21 protein-coding genes and 1 pseudogene are annotated in these 19,311 nt (G+C 57.7%); 9 read left to right on the plus strand and 13 right to left on the minus strand.

Features of this window, described 5'->3' with window-relative positions:
- Window positions 1-25: 25 nt before the first annotated feature.
- Window positions 26-271 carry a zf-HC2 domain-containing protein gene (locus AC07VX_RS22980; RefSeq protein ID WP_493183960.1) on the minus strand — a complete coding sequence of 82 codons (246 nt, stop codon included), beginning with the start codon at window positions 269-271 and terminating at the stop codon, window positions 26-28.
- On the minus strand, window positions 241-876 hold the full coding sequence (locus AC07VX_RS22985; RefSeq protein WP_493167053.1) for a sigma-70 family RNA polymerase sigma factor: 636 nt from the start codon (window positions 874-876) through the stop codon (window positions 241-243). The genes AC07VX_RS22980 and AC07VX_RS22985 overlap by 31 nt, the downstream gene beginning before the upstream one ends.
- Window positions 877-1,245: 369 nt before the next feature.
- Here AC07VX_RS22985 and AC07VX_RS22990 point away from each other — a divergent pair, with 369 nt between their 5' ends.
- A complete protein-coding gene (locus AC07VX_RS22990; RefSeq protein ID WP_493167052.1) occupies window positions 1,246-2,499 on the plus strand; it encodes an NADH-quinone oxidoreductase subunit D in 1,254 nt (417 codons plus the stop codon).
- Between the two features lie 151 nt (window positions 2,500-2,650).
- On the opposite strand, the pseudogene AC07VX_RS22995 reads toward AC07VX_RS22990, so the two are convergent.
- Window positions 2,651-2,806: pseudogene (locus AC07VX_RS22995) on the minus strand (IS3 family transposase); the annotation flags it as partial.
- A gap of 146 nt (window positions 2,807-2,952) precedes the next feature.
- Between AC07VX_RS22995 and arsS the strand changes: the two are divergent.
- The 7 genes from arsS to AC07VX_RS23030 are packed head-to-tail and all read left to right on the plus strand — an operon-like array spanning window position 2,953 to window position 9,072.
- Window positions 2,953-3,948: an arsenosugar biosynthesis radical SAM (seleno)protein ArsS gene (gene arsS / locus AC07VX_RS23000; protein ID WP_493167051.1), complete on the plus strand. Its 996-nt coding sequence runs from the start codon at window positions 2,953-2,955 to the stop codon at window positions 3,946-3,948.
- 2 nt (window positions 3,949-3,950) lie between these two features.
- On the plus strand, window positions 3,951-4,994 hold the full coding sequence (locus tag AC07VX_RS23005; RefSeq protein WP_493167050.1) for a methyltransferase domain-containing protein: 1,044 nt from the start codon (window positions 3,951-3,953) through the stop codon (window positions 4,992-4,994).
- Window positions 4,985-5,842, plus strand: a complete 858-nt coding sequence (locus AC07VX_RS23010; RefSeq protein ID WP_493167049.1) for a phosphate ABC transporter substrate-binding protein — start codon at window positions 4,985-4,987, stop codon at window positions 5,840-5,842. Before AC07VX_RS23005 ends, AC07VX_RS23010 begins: the two co-directional genes overlap by 10 nt.
- A 58-nt stretch (window positions 5,843-5,900) precedes the next feature.
- Window positions 5,901-6,668 (plus strand): PstC family ABC transporter permease, encoded by a 768-nt coding sequence (locus AC07VX_RS23015; RefSeq protein WP_493167048.1) that lies wholly within the window; start codon window positions 5,901-5,903, stop codon window positions 6,666-6,668.
- A complete protein-coding gene (gene pstA, locus AC07VX_RS23020) occupies window positions 6,658-7,521 on the plus strand; it encodes a phosphate ABC transporter permease PstA (protein WP_493167047.1) in 864 nt (287 codons plus the stop codon). Before AC07VX_RS23015 ends, pstA begins: the two co-directional genes overlap by 11 nt.
- Window positions 7,518-8,351, plus strand: coding sequence for a phosphate ABC transporter ATP-binding protein (locus AC07VX_RS23025; protein WP_493167046.1), 834 nt, complete (start codon window positions 7,518-7,520; stop codon window positions 8,349-8,351). The genes pstA and AC07VX_RS23025 overlap by 4 nt, the downstream gene beginning before the upstream one ends.
- A 19-nt stretch (window positions 8,352-8,370) precedes the next feature.
- Entirely contained in the window at window positions 8,371-9,072 is a 702-nt protein-coding gene (locus tag AC07VX_RS23030) for a haloacid dehalogenase type II (protein WP_493167045.1), read from the plus strand.
- A gap of 172 nt (window positions 9,073-9,244) precedes the next feature.
- Here the strand turns inward: AC07VX_RS23030 and AC07VX_RS23035 are convergent, their stop codons facing one another.
- The 10 genes from AC07VX_RS23035 to mtnP form a co-directional block, all read right to left on the minus strand.
- Complete coding sequence (locus AC07VX_RS23035) at window positions 9,245-10,135, minus strand: hypothetical protein (protein ID WP_493167044.1); 891 nt, start codon at window positions 10,133-10,135, stop codon at window positions 9,245-9,247.
- Window positions 10,136-10,240: 105 nt separating this feature from the next.
- Complete coding sequence (locus tag AC07VX_RS23040) at window positions 10,241-10,693, minus strand: GNAT family N-acetyltransferase (RefSeq protein ID WP_493183961.1); 453 nt, start codon at window positions 10,691-10,693, stop codon at window positions 10,241-10,243.
- Between the two features lie 49 nt (window positions 10,694-10,742).
- Window positions 10,743-11,468, minus strand: a complete 726-nt coding sequence (locus tag AC07VX_RS23045; RefSeq protein ID WP_493167043.1) for a cytochrome c biogenesis CcdA family protein — start codon at window positions 11,466-11,468, stop codon at window positions 10,743-10,745.
- A 12-nt stretch (window positions 11,469-11,480) separates the two neighbouring features.
- Window positions 11,481-11,861, minus strand: a complete 381-nt coding sequence (locus tag AC07VX_RS23050) for a thioredoxin family protein (RefSeq protein WP_493167042.1) — start codon at window positions 11,859-11,861, stop codon at window positions 11,481-11,483.
- Window positions 11,858-12,625: a DUF6969 family protein gene (locus AC07VX_RS23055; RefSeq protein ID WP_493167041.1), complete on the minus strand. Its 768-nt coding sequence runs from the start codon at window positions 12,623-12,625 to the stop codon at window positions 11,858-11,860. The genes AC07VX_RS23050 and AC07VX_RS23055 overlap by 4 nt, the downstream gene beginning before the upstream one ends.
- A gap of 711 nt (window positions 12,626-13,336) precedes the next feature.
- Window positions 13,337-13,792: a DoxX family protein gene (locus AC07VX_RS23060; protein WP_493167040.1), complete on the minus strand. Its 456-nt coding sequence runs from the start codon at window positions 13,790-13,792 to the stop codon at window positions 13,337-13,339.
- Window positions 13,793-13,878: 86 nt separating this feature from the next.
- A complete protein-coding gene (locus AC07VX_RS23065; RefSeq protein ID WP_493167039.1) occupies window positions 13,879-14,661 on the minus strand; it encodes an HvfC/BufC family peptide modification chaperone in 783 nt (260 codons plus the stop codon).
- Window positions 14,658-15,563 carry an MNIO family bufferin maturase gene (gene bufB, locus AC07VX_RS23070; protein WP_493167038.1) on the minus strand — a complete coding sequence of 302 codons (906 nt, stop codon included), beginning with the start codon at window positions 15,561-15,563 and terminating at the stop codon, window positions 14,658-14,660. Before bufB ends, AC07VX_RS23065 begins: the two co-directional genes overlap by 4 nt.
- Before the next feature lie 27 nt (window positions 15,564-15,590).
- The gene (locus AC07VX_RS23075; protein ID WP_493167037.1) at window positions 15,591-15,896 is read right to left on the minus strand and encodes a BufA1 family periplasmic bufferin-type metallophore; all 306 of its coding nucleotides are present in this window, start codon (window positions 15,894-15,896) and stop codon (window positions 15,591-15,593) included.
- A 142-nt stretch (window positions 15,897-16,038) separates the two neighbouring features.
- On the minus strand, window positions 16,039-16,920 hold the full coding sequence (gene mtnP, locus AC07VX_RS23080; RefSeq protein ID WP_493167036.1) for an S-methyl-5'-thioadenosine phosphorylase: 882 nt from the start codon (window positions 16,918-16,920) through the stop codon (window positions 16,039-16,041).
- Window positions 16,921-17,067: 147 nt separating this feature from the next.
- Between mtnP and AC07VX_RS23085 the strand changes: the two genes are divergently transcribed.
- Window positions 17,068-19,218, plus strand: a complete 2,151-nt coding sequence (locus AC07VX_RS23085; RefSeq protein ID WP_493167035.1) for a dihydrolipoyl dehydrogenase family protein — start codon at window positions 17,068-17,070, stop codon at window positions 19,216-19,218.
- Window positions 19,219-19,311 lie beyond the last annotated feature (93 nt).

Raw genomic sequence — 19,311 nt, forward strand, 5'->3', positions numbered from 1 at the left:
GCCACGAATGGGAGCATCAACGCCGTCAACTTTCGCTCGAAGAGGTAGGTCTGTCGCTGGTCGGCAAATCCGCGTTGCCTAACGAGTAGGCGCGTATGGCGTCTCGAAGAAATTTCGTCTGCTTACTAAAGTTCATGCAGCCGCTGCACACCATAAGGTGAGTGTGCAAGCCCAGTTGTTCACGCAGGCTCAGGCGTCTGTCGAGCCCTTGTGAGCATAGGCGTGTCGCTTCCCTGCAATTCAGCACAAGCCAACTCCCGCTCGCCCCCACCCAGCTTCCATGCAGGAGCGCAGTTTCATGCGCGCTCTATGTAGGATGACATGGCAATTGGTCAGAGTGATGCCAAGCTGAGAGCAGATTTCATCTGCCTCCAGCCCCAAAAGCTCGCGCATCATGAACACCCGTCCCGTCTTCTCTGGAAGAACGGTCATGCAAGCTTCGAAAGCTCCCCAGAATTGTTGGGACTGCATTGCCTCCTCGGGAGAGGGCCAGGCCACTGGGCGCGGGCCATTTTTCCAGCCGCCGTTCGCATTGAAGAGTTCATCGAGGCGCTTGTCGATGTCCTCACCCTCTTCAATCAGGCTCGACATGTTCACGACGCGGTCTGCCTGCCGGAGATGGTCGATAATGCGATTACGAAGAATCGCGAATACCCATGTCTTCAGCGTCGAGTGCCCAGCAAATGAGGAAGACTTCCTCAGCGCCGCTTCGATGGACTCTTGAACCAAATCTTCGGCAGTCTCCCGATGCCGTAGCTGAAGCTCGGCGAATCGGAGCATATCCGACCGCAGGGCGGTCAGAGCTTCCGCGCTGACCCCTGGACGGCAATCCGGCACTGCAAGCAGTCCGGCTTCAGCGGTAGTGGCCTGCGCCATCTCGTCTCCTTCGCATGCAGCCGGGGTAAGAGCGTGAGCTCCTGATGAGGCACTCCCGGCATAGAGCTTCAAGCATGCTAAGGATGGCCGCCTGGGCGAACCTTACCGCCCGTCTCGGATTCATGGCGCCACGTTTCCCATTCGTCTCATCTTCGAGATGCGCCAGAGCCTAGCCAACGCACGTAGGGTTGCGTAGGGACGGAAGTCGACGATGAACTAGATGGCTGGTGCGAGGCTGGAGCCAGCCTCTTGCAGGCTGGCTAACCCTGTCAGCCGAGTGGCGACGCCCTTGCTCCGCGCTTCGTGGTAATGCCCGCGCGTCTCGCTCGTCTAAGCAAGAACAGATTTACTCAGAGTGATGAGGACGGCATGCCGGGGATAAAGAACTACACGCTCAACTTTGGACCACAGCATCCCGCCGCCCATGGCGTCCTTCGCCTAGTACTCGAGCTAGATGGAGAGGTCATACAGCGCGCCGACCCCCACATCGGGCTGCTGCATCGAGCCACCGAGAAGCTCATCGAGTCCAAGACCTACATCCAGGCGCTTCCCTACATGGACCGCCTGGATTACGTTTCCATGATGAGCAACGAGCAGGCTTACTGTCTTGCGATTGAGCGCCTGCTCGGTGTCGACGTTCCCATCCGTGCTCAATACATCCGCGTGATGTTCGCGGAGATTACAAGGCTGCTTAACCATCTGATGTGGCTTGGTGCGCACGGTCTTGACTGCGGCGCCATGAACATCTTCATCTACTGCTTCAGAGAGCGTGAGGACCTGTTCGACATGTACGAGGCGGTGTCGGGCGCGCGGATGCACGCAGCCTATTTCCGGCCTGGCGGTGTTTACCGTGACCTCCCCGATTCGATGCCCCAATACCAGCAGTCTCGAGTACGGAAGGCCAGCACGATTGCTCAGCTGAACGAAAGCCGGCAGGGCTCGCTGTTGGACTTCATTGCGGATTTTTGTAGTCGCTTTCCCAAGAATGTTGACGACTATGAGACGCTGCTGACCGACAACCGTATCTGGAAGCAGCGCACCGTTGGAATCGGCGTGGTTACGCCGGAGCGGGCACTCAACCTCGGCCTGACGGGCCCCATGTTGCGAGGATGTGGCGTCGAGTGGGACCTTCGCAAGACGCAGCCGTACGAGGTCTACGCCAGTCTGGATTTCGATATACCCGTCGGGACAAACGGAGACACCTACGACCGCTACCTCGTTCGCGTTGAGGAGATGCGACAGTCCAATCACATCATCAAGCAGTGTGTTGACTGGCTTCGTGAAAATCCGGGTCCAGTAATTACTGACAACCACAAGGTGGCCCCTCCGTCTCGCGTCGACATGAAGTCGAACATGGAAGAGCTCATCCACCACTTCAAGCTCTTCAGCGAAGGCATGCGAGTGCCCGAGGGGCAGGCATACGCCGCAGTCGAGCACCCAAAGGGTGAGTTTGGCATTTACGTCGTAAGCGATGGAGCAAATAAGCCGTACCGCTTGAAGATTCGGGCACCCGGCTTCGCACACCTAGCGGCGCTAGACGAGCTGGTACGGGGGCACATGCTTGCTGACGCTGTAGCCGTCATTGGAACTATGGACCTCGTCTTTGGCGAAATTGACCGCTAGCCCCACCCCTTCTCGTGCGCAGCACTCTCGAACCCGGCTGGGTCGCGGCGCCGGTCACATGGCGGACACCGCCTGCTCCCCGCCTGCCTGCTGGCAATACGGACCCGCTCCTTGCCTGGGTACATGCTGAGTGTGAGTCGCCCCGTGTGTCCTAGACACCGGTGAGCCGTTGGGAATGGCGTCGTTCGAACTCGACCGGCGAAGTGTCGCCGGCAGTGCCGTGGCGCCGCTTGGGGTTGTAGAACATCTCGAGGTAGTTGAAATCGTCGGCACGGGCGTCGTTGCGGGTGGCGTGGACCTGGCGGCGGTACGCCCGGCTGCGACGCTCTCGAAGCCGCTGCACAGTTCAAGCGGGACCTGATGCATCCGTTCGGGGCCACTCGCGGTGGAGTGGCGCCATCTGTAAGGGCACTGGCCCAACTCTCGTCCAATGGAGAGGCACGCTTCATCACTATGCATCCCACCCTTCCTCTTCTTGTTGCGACCGACTTTCCACCCTTGAACCGAGGGGTCGTTGAGACCCTGCAGGCGAACCTCGGCTATCGCTGCAACCAAAGCTGCGTCCATTGCCACGTTGGCGCTGGCCCGACCCGCGTCGAGGAGATGTCGGCCGAAAACGTCGACTGTCTTATCGCGTTCCTTGACGGCAGCCCGCAAGTGAGGACCCTCGACCTAACCGGTGGAGCCCCCGAGCTAAATCCGCACTTCCGCAGGCTCGTTACTGAAGCGCGAACAAGGGGTATCAAGGTCATTGACCGCTGCAACCTCACCATCCTGGAGGAGCCAGGCCATGAGGACTTGGCCGAGTTCCTTGCCTTGTACAAGGTAGAAGTGGTTGCTTCAATGCCGTGCTACTCGGAGCGCAACGTTGACAAGCAGCGCGGCAAGGGCGCTTTTGAGGCGAGCATACGCGGCCTGCAGAGGCTCAACGGACTCGGGTATGGAAGCAAGGGGACCAGCCTTGTTCTCAACCTTGTCTACAACCCGCAAGGCCCTAGCTTGCCACCCCCACAAGGGCAGCTACAAGAGGACTATAAGGTGCGGCTGATTGAGGACTTCGGTGTTACTTTCAATCAGCTCTTCACCCTAGCAAACATGCCTATCCAGCGCTTTGGCTCGATGCTGATATCCAAGGGGCAGTTCAGCAGCTACATGGATTTGCTACGCAACGCCCATCAAACGAGCAATCTTGGCGGGGTGATGTGCCGTTCCCATATCAGCGTTGACTGGCAGGGGTTTCTCTACGACTGTGACTTCAACCAACAGTTGGGCCTGTCACTGGTAGACGCTCGAGGTGGTCGCATCCACATCTCGCATGCTTTGAGCACTCAACTTGCGGGTGGCGATATCCGTGTTGCCAACCATTGCTTCGGCTGCACAGCCGGACAGGGCTCCAGCTGCGGGGGGTCGCTTGCGGCCTCCTCTACCAATCCTTCTTGCGTTCTTTAACTATGTCCATCCTCGAAGGCGTTCAAGACTATTACGGCAGACGTCTGCAGTCTTCCGCCGACCTTAGAACCAGCGCGTGTTGTGATGCAACTCAGGTCCCTGGCTGGCTCAAGCCGCTTCTAGCCAGAATTCACCCTGACATTCTCGCTCGCTACTACGGATGTGGTCTGGTTACGCCTCAGTCACTCTACGGTTGCCGCGTGCTTGACCTGGGCTGCGGCGCAGGACGCGATGTTTATGCGCTATCCCAAATGGTTGGGCCTCACGGCGAGGTGGTTGGCCTGGACATGACCAGCGAACAGCTCGAGGTCGCAATCCGACTCCAGTCGCATCACGTCCATGCCTTCGGATTCGACAATGTGCGCTTCTTACAGGGCTTCATCGAGCGTCTTGATGAACTCGATTTGGAGCCGCAAAGCTTCGATGTCATCGTCTCCAATTGTGTCGTCAATCTCTCGCTTGATAAGTCAGCGGTGCTGCGCGGCGTCCGCCGCCTTCTCAAGCCTGGTGGAGAGTTCTACTTCTCTGATGTCTATGCAAGTCGCCGCATCCCCGAGGACGCGCGCAACGACCCTGTTTTGTACGGCGAATGCCTGGGCGGTGCACTCTACTGGAATGACTTCCTTCGTCTGGCCGATGAAGCCGGCTTCGTCGACCCGCGTTTGGTCGATGACCGGCGGTTGACCATCAACGACTCCGACCTCGCAAGTTTGGTGCAGGGAATTGACTTCTATTCCGCCACATATCGACTTTTCAACTTGCCGGGGCTTGAGTCGGCTTGCGAAGACTATGGCCAAGCCGTCATCTATCGCGGAACCATCATGCAAAGTCCGTCGCGATTTGTGCTGGATAAACACCACGAGATTGACGCCGGGAAGGTGTTCCCAGTGTGTGGCAACACCTGGCGAATGCTTCATGACACTCGGTTCTCGAAGCATTTCGATTTCATTGGCGACTTCTCGCGCCACTTTGGTCTCTTCGAAGGATGTGGCAGCGCCATACCCTTCAGCGGAGCAAGCCAGCCATCTGGTTCCTCATGCTGCTGATGCCAAGCGCCGCCCGTTTTTCAAGGCGCACCTTCTTCGCTGGCGTCTCGGCGGCCTTGGCCGTGCCGCGAACTTCCTTCGGCGGCGAGCGCCTTGTGCTGACAGGGTCAAGCACAATCGCACCGTTGGCTCTCGAATTGGCTAAGCGCTTCGAAAAGACAAGGCCCGGAGCTCGCGTTGATGTTCAATCAGGGGGGTCTTCCCGGGGAATATCAGACGTGCGGTCGGGCGTTGCTCATGTCGGCATGGTGTCACGCGCATTGCACGCCAGCGAAGAGGATTTGACGCCGCACACCATTGCGATGGACGGTGTGGCGCTCATCGTTCACAAGGCCAACCCCATTACAGTCCTTACAGATGCGCAGGTTAGGGCAATCTACACCGGCCAGTTGAGTGACTGGGCAGCTTTGGGCGGCACCAAAGGTCCAATTACCGTTGTAACCAAGTCAGAGGGACGCTCCACCCTTGAGCTCTTTCTGCACTACTTCGGGCTACAAGCTCGTGACGTGAGAGCTCACGTCGTAATCGGCGAGAACCAGCAAGGCATCAAGACTGTCGCTGGAAATCCCAGGGCTATCGGTTACGTATCCATCGGCAGCGCCGAGTCAGAAGCAGCGTCGGGAACCCCGATTCGCCTTCTCCCCATGAACGGGGTAGACGCGACAACAGCGTCGGTTCAAAGCGGGCTTTTTCCTCTATCGCGGCCACTGAACCTGGTTACCGCAGCCGCTCCAAGTCGACTAGCGACAGCGTTCATCGCATTCTGTCAATCGCCTGGGGTACACGACCTTGTCAAAGACGCTCACTTCGTGCCGCTGGCCGCACACCAGAGTTCGCCGAGAACCTGACGCACTTGTCGCGGCAGCCTTCGGTGCCATGGCATCTGGGGCGGTTATCGTCCTCACCTTGCTGGTTCTCTTCCTAGTACACGAGGCTGCTCCGGCTTTGACATTCTCGTCACTCGCTTCGAGCAGCTGGTTACCGTCGGAAGGAAAGTTCGGCCTGCTTCCGATGGTAGTTGCCTCGCTACTTTCCGCATCGGGTGCACTGACGGTTGCAGTCCCGCTGGGTCTCGGCTCAGCTATTTACATTCGCTTCTATGCGAGCCGCCCTGTTGTCGCGCTCGCGAAGCCATCCCTAGCGCTCTTGGCGGGCGTTCCCTCTGTCATATTCGGCCTTTGGGGCTTGACGACAATCGTTCCATTGGTTGCGCAATGGAAGGCGCCTGGGACAAGTCTGTTTGTCGCCACGTTGGTGCTTGCACTCATGATTGTGCCGACCATCGCGCTGACAAGCTTGGCCGCGCTCGAGGAAGTTCCTCTCCATTGGCTGCATAGTGCTAACGCGTTGGGACTTTCACGTCGTGCAATTGCGGTGGGCATAGCAATACCAGCAGCCAGGTCAGGAATACGGTCTGGAATTGCATTGGGCGCCGGTCGTGCGCTCGGCGAAACGATGGCCGTTCTAATGGTCGCGGGCAATGTCGTGCAGATGCCCGACTCAGTCTTCGCACCAGTCAGGCTCCTTACAGCGAACATCGCTTTGGAGATGGCCTATGCCGTTGAGCGACATCGCGCCGCCCTCTTCGCCTCAGGCCTTCTACTTGCGCTCCTGGTACTTGGGCTGACATGGCTAGGTTCGGACCGGCATCAACAGACACACCATGGCATCTGACCACGGGCGTCGGCCGGACTTCGCCGACCTGGCATTTTCGATAGCGGTAAGACTGTGCGCGCTCCTTGTCATTTCAGCTCTTGTTTGGGTTCTCTGGGATGTTGCTCGATTGGGGGTGCCGGAGATTTCGGTTGAATACCTCGTGAGCGAGCCGACTCGCGCCGGCCGCTCAGGTGGGATTGCACCCATCATCATCTCCACCCTCGCCATTCTTTTCGTAGCGCTAGCCACGGCAATACCAGTTGCCGTCGCGACAGCTGTCTGGCTTTCGGAGTACAGCGGACATCACCCTTGGTATGCACATAGGGTGCGGTTGGCGCTCGATGCATTAGCTGGTGTGCCGTCTATCGTCTTCGGTCTCTTCGGAAGCGCAGTCTTCGGCGTCGCGCTGGGCATGGGACTCTCTCTGATTTCTGGCGGACTGACACTAGCCTGCATGGTCTTGCCGATAGTGATTCGGACCACGGAGGCCGGACTAGCCGCACTGCCAGACGAGTGGCGGTTGGATGCGGCCGCGCTGGGCATCAGTCGTTGGACCCTGCTGCGGCAAGTGCTGCTTCCCGCAGCTGCTCCTGCAGCTGCAGCTGGCGTGATGTTGAGTATCGGCAGGGCACTTGCCGAGTCTGCGGCGCTCATCTTCACGAGCGGGTATGTCGACCGCATGCCCTCCTCAGCGATGGATTCCGGTCGCACTCTGGCTGTTCATGTATGGGACCTCGCGATGAACGTCGCTGGCGGAGACAGGGCGGCCTACACAGCTGCTGCGGTGCTAGCGGTACTCGTTGTGCTCATCAACCTGGCTACCAGCGGACTGCTTAGGACCTGGACGTCTAGAAAGCTGAAATTCGGATGACTCAGTCTCAGCTTGTTCCTTACGCGGTCGACACATTGAAGTATGGAGGAACACGCTGCGAGACCGTTCCTCTCATCCGTGTGCGCGGACTTAGCGTTACCTACGGCCATAGCACCGCCCTCCAAGACGTCTCGTTCGACATTCACCACGGGTGCATCACGACGCTCATCGGTCCGTCAGGATGTGGGAAGACGTCACTGCTACTGGCACTGAACCGCATGACCGACCTGGCGCGCGACGCGCGCGTTCAAGGAAGTGTCATGTTCGGTGACCAAGAGGTTCTGACTCGCGAGACTGATGTTCGTACTCTGCGCCAGCGCGTGGGCATGATTTTTCAAAAGCCAAGCCCGTTCCCGCTCTCAGTCATACGGAATCTCGAGCTTCCGTTGCGCGAACGCGGCCTAACCAATAGGCGAGAGATTGCTGACCGAGTCGAGGCCGGACTTCGCAGCGTCGGACTCTGGAATGAGGTCTCTGGCAGGCTGGACATGCCGGCTCTGTCGCTTTCCGGAGGGCAGCAGCAGCGCCTGTGTATAGCCAGAGCGCTTCTGCTTGAGCCTCAGGTTCTCCTGATGGACGAACCATGCTCAGCTCTGGACCCAATCTCCTCTGGAGTCGTCGAGGACCTCATCACGCAGTTGAGCGGCCGATACACGGTAGTCATCGTCACGCACAACCTGGCGCAAGCAAAGCGTATAGGGAACTATGCTGGGTTCTTCTGGATGAAAGAGCGGGTGGGCAGGCTCATCGAGTTCGGCGAGTCTAGGAATCTGTTTGAGCATCCTCGCGACGGGCTGACGGCCGCCTATGTAGCCGGCACCAGGGGCTAGAAGACACCGGGAAACTGACATGCAAATCAAGGCACTGACATTCGACACAGGTGGAACAGTCCTCGACTGGCACACAGGCCTAGCTCGAGCGCTCGCGAGGGCGGGTGAAGCGCACGGAGTGTTGCTCGACTGGCACGGACTTGCCAACGACTGGCGCCGTCGAGCAATGAAATCCATCATTGGCCAAGTGAGGCCAGGATTCAATATGGATGACGTCCATCGACGAACTCTTGTTGAGACTCTAGTCCATCACCAATTCAGCGGACTAAACCCGGCAGAAATTGAGCATATTCTTTCCGCATGGCACAGTCTTGATGCTTGGCCAGACTTCCCACAGGTACTAGCGGAACTCAGGACGCTACTGCCTGTCGCGTCGTTCACGATGCTGCCCACCTCTCTCGTTGTCGATGTATCTCGACGGAACGGGCTCACGTGGGATGCAATTGTCTCGTGCGAGATGATTGGCATATACAAACCTCATTTGGAGGCTTATGCGATTACTGCCAAGTGGCTCGGCCTGAAGCCAGAGAACATCTTGATGGTCGCCTGCCATAACTTTGACCTAAATGCGGCCAAGATGGCTGGCTACCAGACGGCGTTCATAAGACGTCCGGATGAATGGGGACCGTCGGGACCACCGGACCCCAGTCCCAACATGGAATATGATTTCGTTGAACACGATTTCATAGGCCTCCTGAAACATATTCGCCGCGCAATCTAGCCTTATCAGCTCCGCCAGTAGGCACTCAACTGCTGTCCGACACAACTCCCCAAGAACTAAGCCGACGAGGTCACGCGGACACCTCAGAATTCGGGCAGCACACCGTCGAAGCTAGGAGTTTCGCATTCAGGGCACAACGGCGCTCTGAAGAACTATTGCGGCATGCAGAGCGTCAGTGAAGTAGCCAATAAAGGATGCCGCTAAGAAAACTTTTGTCGCGAGAGGCGGAGTAGCGAGGCCAGCAGGCATCCTCGAAGATGAGCGCGATTTCCTTCTTGTCAACAAGGCCAATACCGAACGCGTTATCTGGCCCAACACCAGGAATAACAGTGTCAACTGCCCCTCTGTAGGTCACGTTGACAATTTTCCGGGTTTCCCAAGGCTGAAGCCCCGGGTCGAACTCGACCGAATGGCGCAAGGTCAACACTCCCTGGCGATTTTCCCCGGCAAACGTGTTCCGCCCGACGTACCACATTTCCACCCAGCGTCCACCAATTTCGATGAGTAGCTGCCAGCGAGATGCGTCGCTTGAGGTGCGCTTACTAATGAAGCCGACCAACTTGCCGTCGGCAGCAAGGAGCTTCGCATGACAACCAGGCTCCAGCATCGGCAGTCTGGCGGGCTGGCCTTTCCAGTAAACAGGGCGCTCGTGCAGTGCTCTTTGGATGAACTCAGGGGCAACTGCATCCATTCTCCATGGTGCAGTCGACAGGTCGGCCCATAGATAGACCCTAGAGGGCAATGCCGGAATGGGATTGTTTCCGTTACGGAATTGTAGGCAGTGAACCTGCGGCTTTTGCGACGGGCGCTTCGCCTTGTTTTCTCCCAAGTCGCGAACGATACGCTTCCCAGCGTCTATCTGCACCAACACATCCACTGCCGGAACAACTACCGAGCGCGAACATCGCGCGATTGCCGTGCCCTCGCCCATCCAATTTTTTGAAGGTCCAGGCAGAACTGTTGCCGCACTCGCAATCCCGCCATGCAGCCCCAATATCCAGGCACTGACAGCCAATGCTCTCCAATAGACTACTGGCAACACAAGTACATTGGTGTGAGACATCTCTGTGACGCAACAGGGCCTGCTTCAGCGGATATTCGCAGGCATCACCTTTGGTGGGTAGCAGCAGCGCGCGTTACGTCATTCAACTCACCGCCCTTCTTGGCGTTAAGCAACACTACTATTGCCGCATCCCATGCCACCGAGTCGAACAAATTGCATGCCTGGGCGCGTCTCTCCACGAGCAACAAATCCAAGCCGCTCGTAGAACGTTCGCTTTCCTTCCGCGCAGAACAGCTGGATATCCCTGACGTCTCGTTCAATGCAACCTCGGACAAGAATATTGACAATCTCCTTGCCAATGCCTTGGCCTTGAAAGCCTGGCTGAACCATCACTTCGGTAACGAAGGCGTGCAATCTTCCGTCGGATATCACACGTCCAAACCCGACCAATATGTCTCCGCTATAAGCCGCGCATAACAGCCACGACCCTTTCAGCGTCGCAGAGAAATCATCCAACGGCCGGCCCTCTTCCCAGCCGGTCGTGTCATACAGAGCCTTGAAGTCATATGCCCTTGGAGGCGTGCTTGAGTAGCGAATCACAGTTTTGCTGATGGCCACGTACGTGCCATACGTCTGACAGGCGACAGGTTTCTGCGGAGTGGCGGAGTCAGATTCCCGTCGAAAGGCTTAGCCAAGCTTCGGGCAACCATCGCAGCACATATCCCTCTAACCATTTGTCACCCCCAGTCACGACAGCTACGCCGGTAAGGATAAGCAGAGCTGCAAACACCTTTTGCACGTTCTCAATGCGCGACAGCACCCAGTCACGGACACGACCGAAGCCGCTTCTCGAGGCGTAAGCAACCCCGACGAGTGGAATCGCTGCCCCGAGGCCAAACAACCCCAGCACAACTCCACCACGCAGCAGCCCGCCTTCGCTGGCAACTAACGTAAGCGCAGAACCAAGCAACGGCCCTGAACACGGGCTCCACACCAGGCCCAACACGCCACCGAGCAACAGCGCTCCCCACAAGGTGCCGCTATCGAGCTTGGAAGATATGGCGTTCGCGCTGCTGGCGACCGGGAGCATCCACTGAGAAAAACGCTTCCCCAGTCCGGGGACAAGCATCACCACACCAAACACAACGAGGGCCACCGCACCAAGGGTGCGAACCACATCGCCGTCAAGGCCTAGAGCGGGCCCAACTGCGCCCAGCACCATCCCAATGCCGGCGAACGACAAGGTCATGCCAAGCCCAAGTGCCAAGGGGGCAAAGCGATTGCCCTGCAACGCCCCTCCCACCACAAGCGGAAGCACCGGAAAAACACAAGGCGACAGCGTAGTCAAGCTACCTGCCGCGATGCTGAGACTGAGTTGCGGGAGGGTCAGCATTGCTCCGAGCGCTTACAGCGCCGCCTTTAGCGCGCCTCGGATGCCGACTGTCGACGTATCCCCAACTAGGCGGGACACTTCCTTGTTTCCGTGAAGAACCACGAGCGTCGACTGGGACCGAACACCGTATTGGCGCTTGAGCTCCTTCTCAGTGTCGTAATTGGCCTGAAGAACGACAACATCGAGGCCTTGCTCTTTCTTCAACTCTTTGAGCGCGGCGTCTTGGGCCTTGCATGTTGAGCACCAGTCCGCATGGAAATGCAAGGCCACAGGCTTATCGGCCTTCTGGGCAGAAGCCAAAGCGGACGCAGAGTAGGGCTGAACTTCCAGCGCATAGGCCAGGTTGACAGAAGCAACGAGCGCTGTCGCAAAAGCGAACTTCAAAATTGTCATGAAAACTCCTTCTGAAAGGTTGATGAGGTTGTCGCGCCGGTGGCGTGTTGATATCCATCTCTCCTGCGCCGGAGAAGCTCCTCTAGCGCATCCAGGTCTGCACTCCAATCAATGGGTGCGACGCTTAACACTTCAAGTCGCCTGTCATCCAAGCCCTTCTGCGGGTCGGGACATTTGGCTAGTCTTGCGTCCCTTCGTACGAGCAAGTCTTCGACGACTGGAAGGTACATCCCGACGAATTCGTTGAGCCACCGGCACGAGTTCGTATAGGCACCATCATCTCTAACCTTGAATCGCCGCACGAACTCGAGCGTCCTGTTGGCATCGAACCAATGCCCCTCGGTTACCCACCTGTTTACAGTAAACAGACCCGTTGGTAGCCCTCGAGCATCGAGCGAAACCGAAAACAGATGGGTTGGCGCAGAACTCACCCACCGCCTTGTTCCGATTGCAACCCGATGCCTTCGGCCATCCTTTCGTGCATGCCAGAAAAGATGCAGATGCCCATGCTCTGAGTTGTCTCGGTGAGCGTGGTAGTAGAACTGATACCCCGATGCCTCGTCGACAACGTCGTCAGGTGGATAGTGGTCGTACTCGACCACTGTCCTCCCCTGCACCCACTCCTGAATTAGCGACCCCGACTCGACTGTTGACTTGCCAAATGCGTCCACGCCGGCACGAGCGCCGTATACCTTAGCTAAAAGGTCTTCATCGGAAAGTTGGCCCCACGACGTCAGGAGGAGCTTCGTCGCAAGCTTCTGCATAACAGCGGCACCATCCTTAGTGTCTACTTCTTGCCGCCGCAGGCTCCGCATTTCGCCTTGCACTTCGCTTTGCAAGCACCCTTACAGCCGCCACACTTTTGTGAGGTAGTAGCGCTGCACTTGCGGCCGGTGCAAGCGCCACACATCATTGCGCACCCGCTCAAGGCGGTCGCAGAAACGACGGCCAACGTGAGTGCCTTTGCCAGGGTAGAAGACAGCCTCATTTGCAACTCCTATTGCGGGCGTTATCTATCACTTCTTGGCGGCACAGCCGCCGCTTTTTCCACCGCACTTCGCCCCACACTTGGCTGGGCTTTTAGCGCCGCACTTTCCGGCGCACTTCCCGGTGCACTTTGCAGCACACTTGCCACCGCACTTCGCAGCGCACTTCGACTTCGCCTTCTGCGCAGAGCAGCCGCTAGCTTTGCAGCCGCCGCATTTGGCTGGAGCGGACTTGTTCGGACCACACTTGACAGCTCCACATCCGCTTGCCACAGCCGTGCCGCTAAGAGCGGCCGCAGTCACAACGGCTGATGCCAGAACTCGGGAGAGATGACTGGAAATATTGCTCATGGGATTCCTTATCCTTGAGTACAGAACATTCGCCCCCACCGGATGATGGACGCGTCTTGAGGAGGCCCGGGACTCAGCCCGAGCTACTTCAACTTCAACGGAAGTACCCATTGCTCCGACACACGGGGCACTAAGTACTTATCGTGCATTAGCCGAGGACCAAGCGCGTGAAATGAGGTGGTCTAACGAGAGTCGACCTGGTCCGTGAGCCATGAGGTACAGCAGCACGGCGGCCCATGTGCCGTGCGTCGCATACGCGCCTGGGTAGACCAGCACCTGAATGACTAATGTCATGGCAAGCAGAGCAGCGGCAGAAAGCCTGGTCCCCAAGCCAATCAGCAGAAGAACGGGAAATAGATGTTCAGCGAACGCTGCCAGATACGCCGCCAGCTCCGGAGAGAGGTACGGCAGCTTGTATTCATCCTGAAAGAGCGGGACCGCGGACTCAGAAAGCCTCGGCCATCCAATGCTGAATTCGCCTGAAATGAAATTGAACTTAAATCCGTCGACCTTTGTCTGTCCAGACGTCCAGAAAACAGCCGCTATGGAGAATCTGGCGATAAGAGCAAGTGCCGTATTCGGCAGCGACTTCATCGCGCCCACCATCCCTGTCAACAGGCGCACAGGTAGCGACGGCATAGGCCTCATCCCCGGCCTTTGGCCATTTGCATTCATTTTTGTTACGTCCTTGGTAGGTTTATCGAAGTCAAGGCCTGTTGGCGGACTAGAGTTCCGACCACTCGGGTAAGGTCAAAGTTCCCATCAAGCTCGACCGCCCGCGCGATTGCATCTCCTAGGGGCGCCCCGCTCATCAAGGCTGCGACGAACTCGGCATCACAGGCGGAAATCAGAACGACAGCTACCTCCATGTCGACGCGAGTAATCAACACAGCCTCATGGGTGTCAATGTCGATGTCCTCAATGGCGCCGATACCGTTGTGAGCTGCCCATAGCGAGCCCACCGCGAACGGAGACCGCAACAAATGTGCTGATGGATGAAACGCGATGGCTGCCCTGCCAAGCTCCTCTTCGCTTGCTTGGGAAAATTCCGCCCCCAACGTGGTTAGCGATTCAGCGTCTGCGGCGTGGTACGCGCACAGCCGTGCAAACTCCATGCGAGCGACATCTGGCAGGTAGGGAAGCGACTTCGCGGGCTCGAAGGACTCAACGAAGTCTGCAAGTCCCCGTCCGTAGTAGGCAAGTACCGGAGAGGTCGGTGGGAATTCCCGAACAAAGATAACAGCCATCGCGCGGAAGAAATCCTCGCCGACCAAATCTTGAACAACGGGGTATGTTTGCCGCAGCGCTTCTACAAGAGAAGTGATGACATTATTTCGATAGATGGCAAATCTTTCCTCTCGGCCATTTCCGTTCCAAGAGGTCACGATATCCGGAACCGGCGCTGTCGGACACATCAAGGCTTTGATGAAGTCGCCTTCCAAACCGCACGCCTTCTCATTCATCGAAAAGCCCAATAAGCGTCGAATCGCGTGGCCGAGAAAAGTACCTTCTCAGCCACGCTGGCCTCACGGACAAGCCCGGCTAGCGGCGGTACGTCGTTGTCCCACTCAATGAGCGTCGGCGTAGGGCCAAGCCGCGCAATGACCCATTCATAGAGTTCCCATACGGCGGCGTCGACGGACGAGCCGTGGTCGTCGATAAGAATTGGCTCCTTAAGAGCGTCCGCGTCGCGGCTGAACCCGGCCAGATGAATTTCCCCCACAGCCTCCAATGGAAGGTGTTCAAGGTAAGAAACTGCATCCCTGTTGTGGTTCGAACACGAGATATAGGCGTTCGCGACATCGAGCAGCAACCCGCACCCGGTCTCCGAGACCACCTCGCTTATGAATTGCGCCTCACTCAGCTGCGCCCCCTCATACGTGACGTACGTCGACGGGTTCTCAAGCAATATCCGCCGCCTCAAGCGTGTTTGCAGAAAGTCGATGTGCTCGCAGACCCTGGTAAGAGTCGATTCGTCATAGCGAACCGGCAGGAGGTCGTTGTAGAACCTCCCCGCATGCGTAGACCACGCAAGATGCTCAGAAAATGATTCCGGTTCATATCGTCGTAGCAACTCACCCAGCCGGTCTACATGCTCCATGTCCAACGACGACTCACCGCCGATGGAAAGTCCGACCCCATGAATCGACAACGGATATTCCTGGCGGACTCGGCTCAGCCAGTGGTGATATCCACCGCCGGGCACCATATAGTTCTCAGCGTGAACCTCGAAGAAGCCCACGTCCGGCAGGGATTCAATGACATCCCGAAAGTGCTGCGGTTTTAGACCAATGCCCGCCCGCGATGGAAGCCTAGCGGCGTGCTTGGCCTCGCCCTTCTTCAGCGGCATTTTTTGCACGGACATCTCTGCCTCCACACCGCAGCTACTGACTCAACCCTTCTTCTCGGCCTTGAATTCCTTCAGCTGGCCGTAACCAGTGGGAGAGGACTTCGAAACGAGCTTCTCGCAGGTACCCTTGGCCACATACGCCCAGGCACTGGGCTGGTAGTCGGTCTTAGAGGTTCCCGCGCATGTGGTCCCGGGACCGGCAGAGCAATCGTTCTTTCCCTTTAGGGAAACCCCGTAGCACTTCTCCTTCTCGGCGGGCTGCTGCGCGCTAGCGGGCGCAGCAGCAAACGCGGCTGTGAGGGCAACTGCCAACGCGACCGCCGGCGCTTTCGATACTTTCTTAGCCATTGACATCTCCTTGATAGAGCCGTTCTATAAGCACTGACCCATGGCGAAGGCCCGTGCGACCGTACTGCGGGCGGACCAGACCGCCTCACAAGTGAATAGACGAGGCAGTAGTCGCGTTTCTTACAGGGCAGTCACCGCGCCTTCACCGCTTGGAGACATAGCGATGCAAGAGCAGGTCCACTCGTGCCCGCATCTCTGGAGGCATCGCATCTGGGGACGTCACTAGCGCACTGTCGAGCGCTCGATGCGCACTGGATGGCGGGCCGCCTCTCGACAAGAGCCTTACGGCGCACGAAACGACTCGTTGAGCTCTCGCCGCATTTGCCTGCAAGCTCGCGATAGCTAGTTCGGCAGTCACACACGCTTGGTGCGGGTGCCAGCAGTCCCAATCAGTCACCAGTGCCATCGTGGCATACGCAATCTCTGCTTCTCGAGCCAACTTAGCTTCAGGCATGTTTGTCATACCGATGACGTCGGCGCCCAAGGAGCGATACCAGTGGGATTCAGCACGTGTCGAGAATGTCGGACCGTCTATGCACACGTAGGTCCCGCCACGGTGGACACCGACCTCGCCGAGCACACTGTTGCAGGCTGCCTCCCATAGCAAGCCGTGCAAATCCAAGCAAACGGGGTCCGCCATCGACACATGAGCCACGGCCCCGGACCCAAAGAAGGTCGACTGGCGCCTTTGCGTCATGTCCAAGAACTGGTCAGGCAGGACCAAGTCCAATGGCTTGATTCCCTCGCGCAATGACCCCACAGCGGACACCGACAGCAGGTATTCAACGCCCAGTTGCTTGAAGCCGTGGATGTTTGCGCGGTACGGAACTTCATGGGGCAGCCACGAATGATTTCTTCCGTGCCTAGCAAGAAAGGCAACTCGGACCCCGTCGAGGTCGCCGATGACAAATTTCTCAGACGGCGCCCCAAAGGGGGTTTGGAGCTCCACCTCCGCGAGGTTCTGCAGCCCGTCCATCTTGTACAAGCCACTGCCACCAACGATTCCAATACGCGCAGACTGCATCGCTAAGCCTTCAACCAGTTGTCCGTTCTATAGACGCGATTGGTCAGCTTGTCTTACAGCCCTGCGATGTAAGTGGCAGCGCCTTGGCTCGTCTATTCGTGGAGAAGGCTCGCTTGCATAGCCTTCGCCCGTTCATCGAGAGGGTCCATGCGTTCGAAAAAGCACTGGCTTCTGCTGGCCGCCTTAGCCTTGGCGATGCTTGCTTATCAGTGCCTAGGCCTTGGCGAGGCTCTGAGCCTGCAGGCAGTCAAGAAGCAGCAGGATGCGCTCATCGCATGGCGTGTTGCCAATCCCATTCAGTCCACGGCGGCGTTCTTCGGAACCTATGTCTTATTGGCTGCCTTGTCGCTCCCAGGCGCTATTGTTCTGACGCTAAGCGCTGGAGCTCTCTTCGGGTTAGCTTGGGGCGTCTTTGTCGCGTCTTTCGCGTCAACGATTGGAGCGACAGTTGCTTTTCTGTTGTCTCGGTGGCTGATGCGAGACTGGGTGACCGCTCGATTTGGAGAGCGCTTGATAGCGCTGAACGATGGCATTGCGAAAGATGGCAGCTTCTACTTGCTCACACTTCGTCTGGTTCCCGTAATTCCGTTCTTCATTGTCAATCTCGCCATGGGGGTAACCAACATTCGGACACGGACTTTCTATTGGGCGAGCCAAGTGGGAATGCTTGCGGGAACGGTCGTGTACGTCAATGCGGGAACTCAGCTTTCAAGGATTGGGGCGCTATCTGACGTGGCTTCGCCAGCGATTCTTCTTTCACTCGCGTCACTCGCCTTCTTTCCATTTGCTGTGCGCAGGCTCTCGACGTTTGCTCAAAGTCGCCGCACCTACTCGCGCTGGAAGAGACCCAGAAAGCTAGACCGCAACGTCGTCGTCATTGGTGGAGGTTCCGCAGGCCTCGTCACCTCGTATATTGCCGCGACCTTACGTGCAAAGGTAACCCTCGTCGAGAAGCACAAGCTTGGCGGAGACTGCCTTAACACCGGCTGCGTTCCATCGAAAGCGCTTCTGCGCTCGGCCAAGTTTCTTTCACATGTACGTCGGGCTAGGGAGTTTGGAGCGAAAGCCGCAACGGTGGAGCACCAGTTTTCCGACGTCATGGCCAGAGTTCGACGCGTCATCGACGCCGTCGAGCCGCACGACTCTCCAGAGCGCTACCGGTCGCTCGGCGTTGATGTCAAACAAGGAGCAGCACGAATTGTCTCTCCTTGGGAGGTAGAGGTGACTTTCCCATCGGGTCAAACCCAGCGAATTACAACGCGGGCCATCGTCATCGCTACGGGAGCCCGCCCAACCCTGCCAGACATCCCCGGAATCGCGCAGATACACCCGCTCACTTCTGACAATCTTTGGGAACTGCGTGAGTTGCCCAAGCGTATGGTGGTGCTTGGCGGCGGCCCCATCGGCTGCGAGCTATCACAAGCGTTTGCCCGGCTTGGCAGCGAAGTGACTCTTGTCGAGCGTTCTTCAAACGTACTTCCCAGGGAAGACGTCGATGCCTCTTCGGTCGTGCTAGAGCGCATGCAGCTCGATGGCGTCAGAGTGCTACTTGAACACAATGCTATTCAGGTCAACGTTGTCGACCAAAAGAAATGGTTGGTGCTCGAGCACTGCGGCGTCCACTCTGCTGTCGAGTTCGATGAATTGCTCGTTGCAATCGGCCGTACACCCAATTTGTCTGGCTATGGACTTGAAGACCTGGGCCTGAAGGTGGGCAGGACTATTGATGTCAATGGGTACCAGCAGACCAACTACCCGAACATTTTTGCTGCTGGCGACGTCTCTGGCCCCTTCCAACTCACCCACACCGCTGCGCATCAAGCATGGTACGCAGCGATAAATGCGCTGCTGCACCCCTACGTAAAGCTAAAGGTTGACTGCCGCGCTGTTCCGTGGACTACGTTCACTGAGCCTGAGCTCGCACGCGTTGGCCTAAATGAAGCCGATGCAACTTCTAGGGGCATCTCCTATGAAGTCTCCCGGTATGAGCTGTCTGATTTGGACAGGGCCATCGCTGACGGTGAGCCACATGGATTCGTAAAGGTTCTCACCAAGCCAGGCAAAGACAAGATTCTCGGTGTGACCATTGTGGGAGACCACGCTGGCGACATGTTGGCGGAGTACGTGCTCGCAATGAAGCATGGAATTGGTCTCAACAAGATTCTCGGGACCATCCACACTTACCCCACATTTGCCGAGGCGAACAAGCACGCCGCAGGCGTCTGGAGACGCGCTCACACCCCCTCTAGATTTCTAGATTGGCTTGAGAAGATTAACGCTTGGCGTAGAAGCTCGTAAGGACAGGATGAACAGAACATCGTCCATTGGACTGGCCTCTGTCGACGGCCTCGGGGAGCGCGGTCTCATGGGTCTCTCGCGGGTCGCAGCTGA

It is taken from the genome of Roseateles sp. GW821-FHT03B02 (assembly GCF_059421025.1).

Coding starts and splice junctions, on each gene's coding strand:
- pstA (WP_493167047.1), top strand. CDS start 6,658: ATGGCATCTGACCACGGGCGTCGGCCGGACTTCGCCGACCTGGCATTT.
- AC07VX_RS23050 (WP_493167042.1), bottom strand. CDS start 11,861: ATGACAATTTTGAAGTTCGCTTTTGCGACAGCGCTCGTTGCTTCTGTC.
- AC07VX_RS23030 (WP_493167045.1), top strand. CDS start 8,371: ATGCAAATCAAGGCACTGACATTCGACACAGGTGGAACAGTCCTCGAC.
- mtnP (WP_493167036.1), bottom strand. CDS start 16,920: ATGCAGTCTGCGCGTATTGGAATCGTTGGTGGCAGTGGCTTGTACAAG.
- AC07VX_RS23005 (WP_493167050.1), top strand. CDS start 3,951: ATGTCCATCCTCGAAGGCGTTCAAGACTATTACGGCAGACGTCTGCAG.
- AC07VX_RS23035 (WP_493167044.1), bottom strand. CDS start 10,135: ATGTCTCACACCAATGTACTTGTGTTGCCAGTAGTCTATTGGAGAGCA.
- AC07VX_RS23085 (WP_493167035.1), top strand. CDS start 17,068: ATGCGTTCGAAAAAGCACTGGCTTCTGCTGGCCGCCTTAGCCTTGGCG.
- AC07VX_RS23060 (WP_493167040.1), bottom strand. CDS start 13,792: ATGAAGTCGCTGCCGAATACGGCACTTGCTCTTATCGCCAGATTCTCC.
- AC07VX_RS22985 (WP_493167053.1), bottom strand. CDS start 876: ATGGCGCAGGCCACTACCGCTGAAGCCGGACTGCTTGCAGTGCCGGAT.
- bufB (WP_493167038.1), bottom strand. CDS start 15,563: ATGTCCGTGCAAAAAATGCCGCTGAAGAAGGGCGAGGCCAAGCACGCC.
- AC07VX_RS23055 (WP_493167041.1), bottom strand. CDS start 12,625: ATGCAGAAGCTTGCGACGAAGCTCCTCCTGACGTCGTGGGGCCAACTT.
- AC07VX_RS23010 (WP_493167049.1), top strand. CDS start 4,985: ATGCTGCTGATGCCAAGCGCCGCCCGTTTTTCAAGGCGCACCTTCTTC.
- AC07VX_RS23075 (WP_493167037.1), bottom strand. CDS start 15,896: ATGGCTAAGAAAGTATCGAAAGCGCCGGCGGTCGCGTTGGCAGTTGCC.
- AC07VX_RS23025 (WP_493167046.1), top strand. CDS start 7,518: ATGACTCAGTCTCAGCTTGTTCCTTACGCGGTCGACACATTGAAGTAT.
- AC07VX_RS23065 (WP_493167039.1), bottom strand. CDS start 14,661: ATGAATGAGAAGGCGTGCGGTTTGGAAGGCGACTTCATCAAAGCCTTG.
- arsS (WP_493167051.1), top strand. CDS start 2,953: ATGCATCCCACCCTTCCTCTTCTTGTTGCGACCGACTTTCCACCCTTG.
- AC07VX_RS22990 (WP_493167052.1), top strand. CDS start 1,246: ATGCCGGGGATAAAGAACTACACGCTCAACTTTGGACCACAGCATCCC.
- AC07VX_RS23045 (WP_493167043.1), bottom strand. CDS start 11,468: ATGCTGACCCTCCCGCAACTCAGTCTCAGCATCGCGGCAGGTAGCTTG.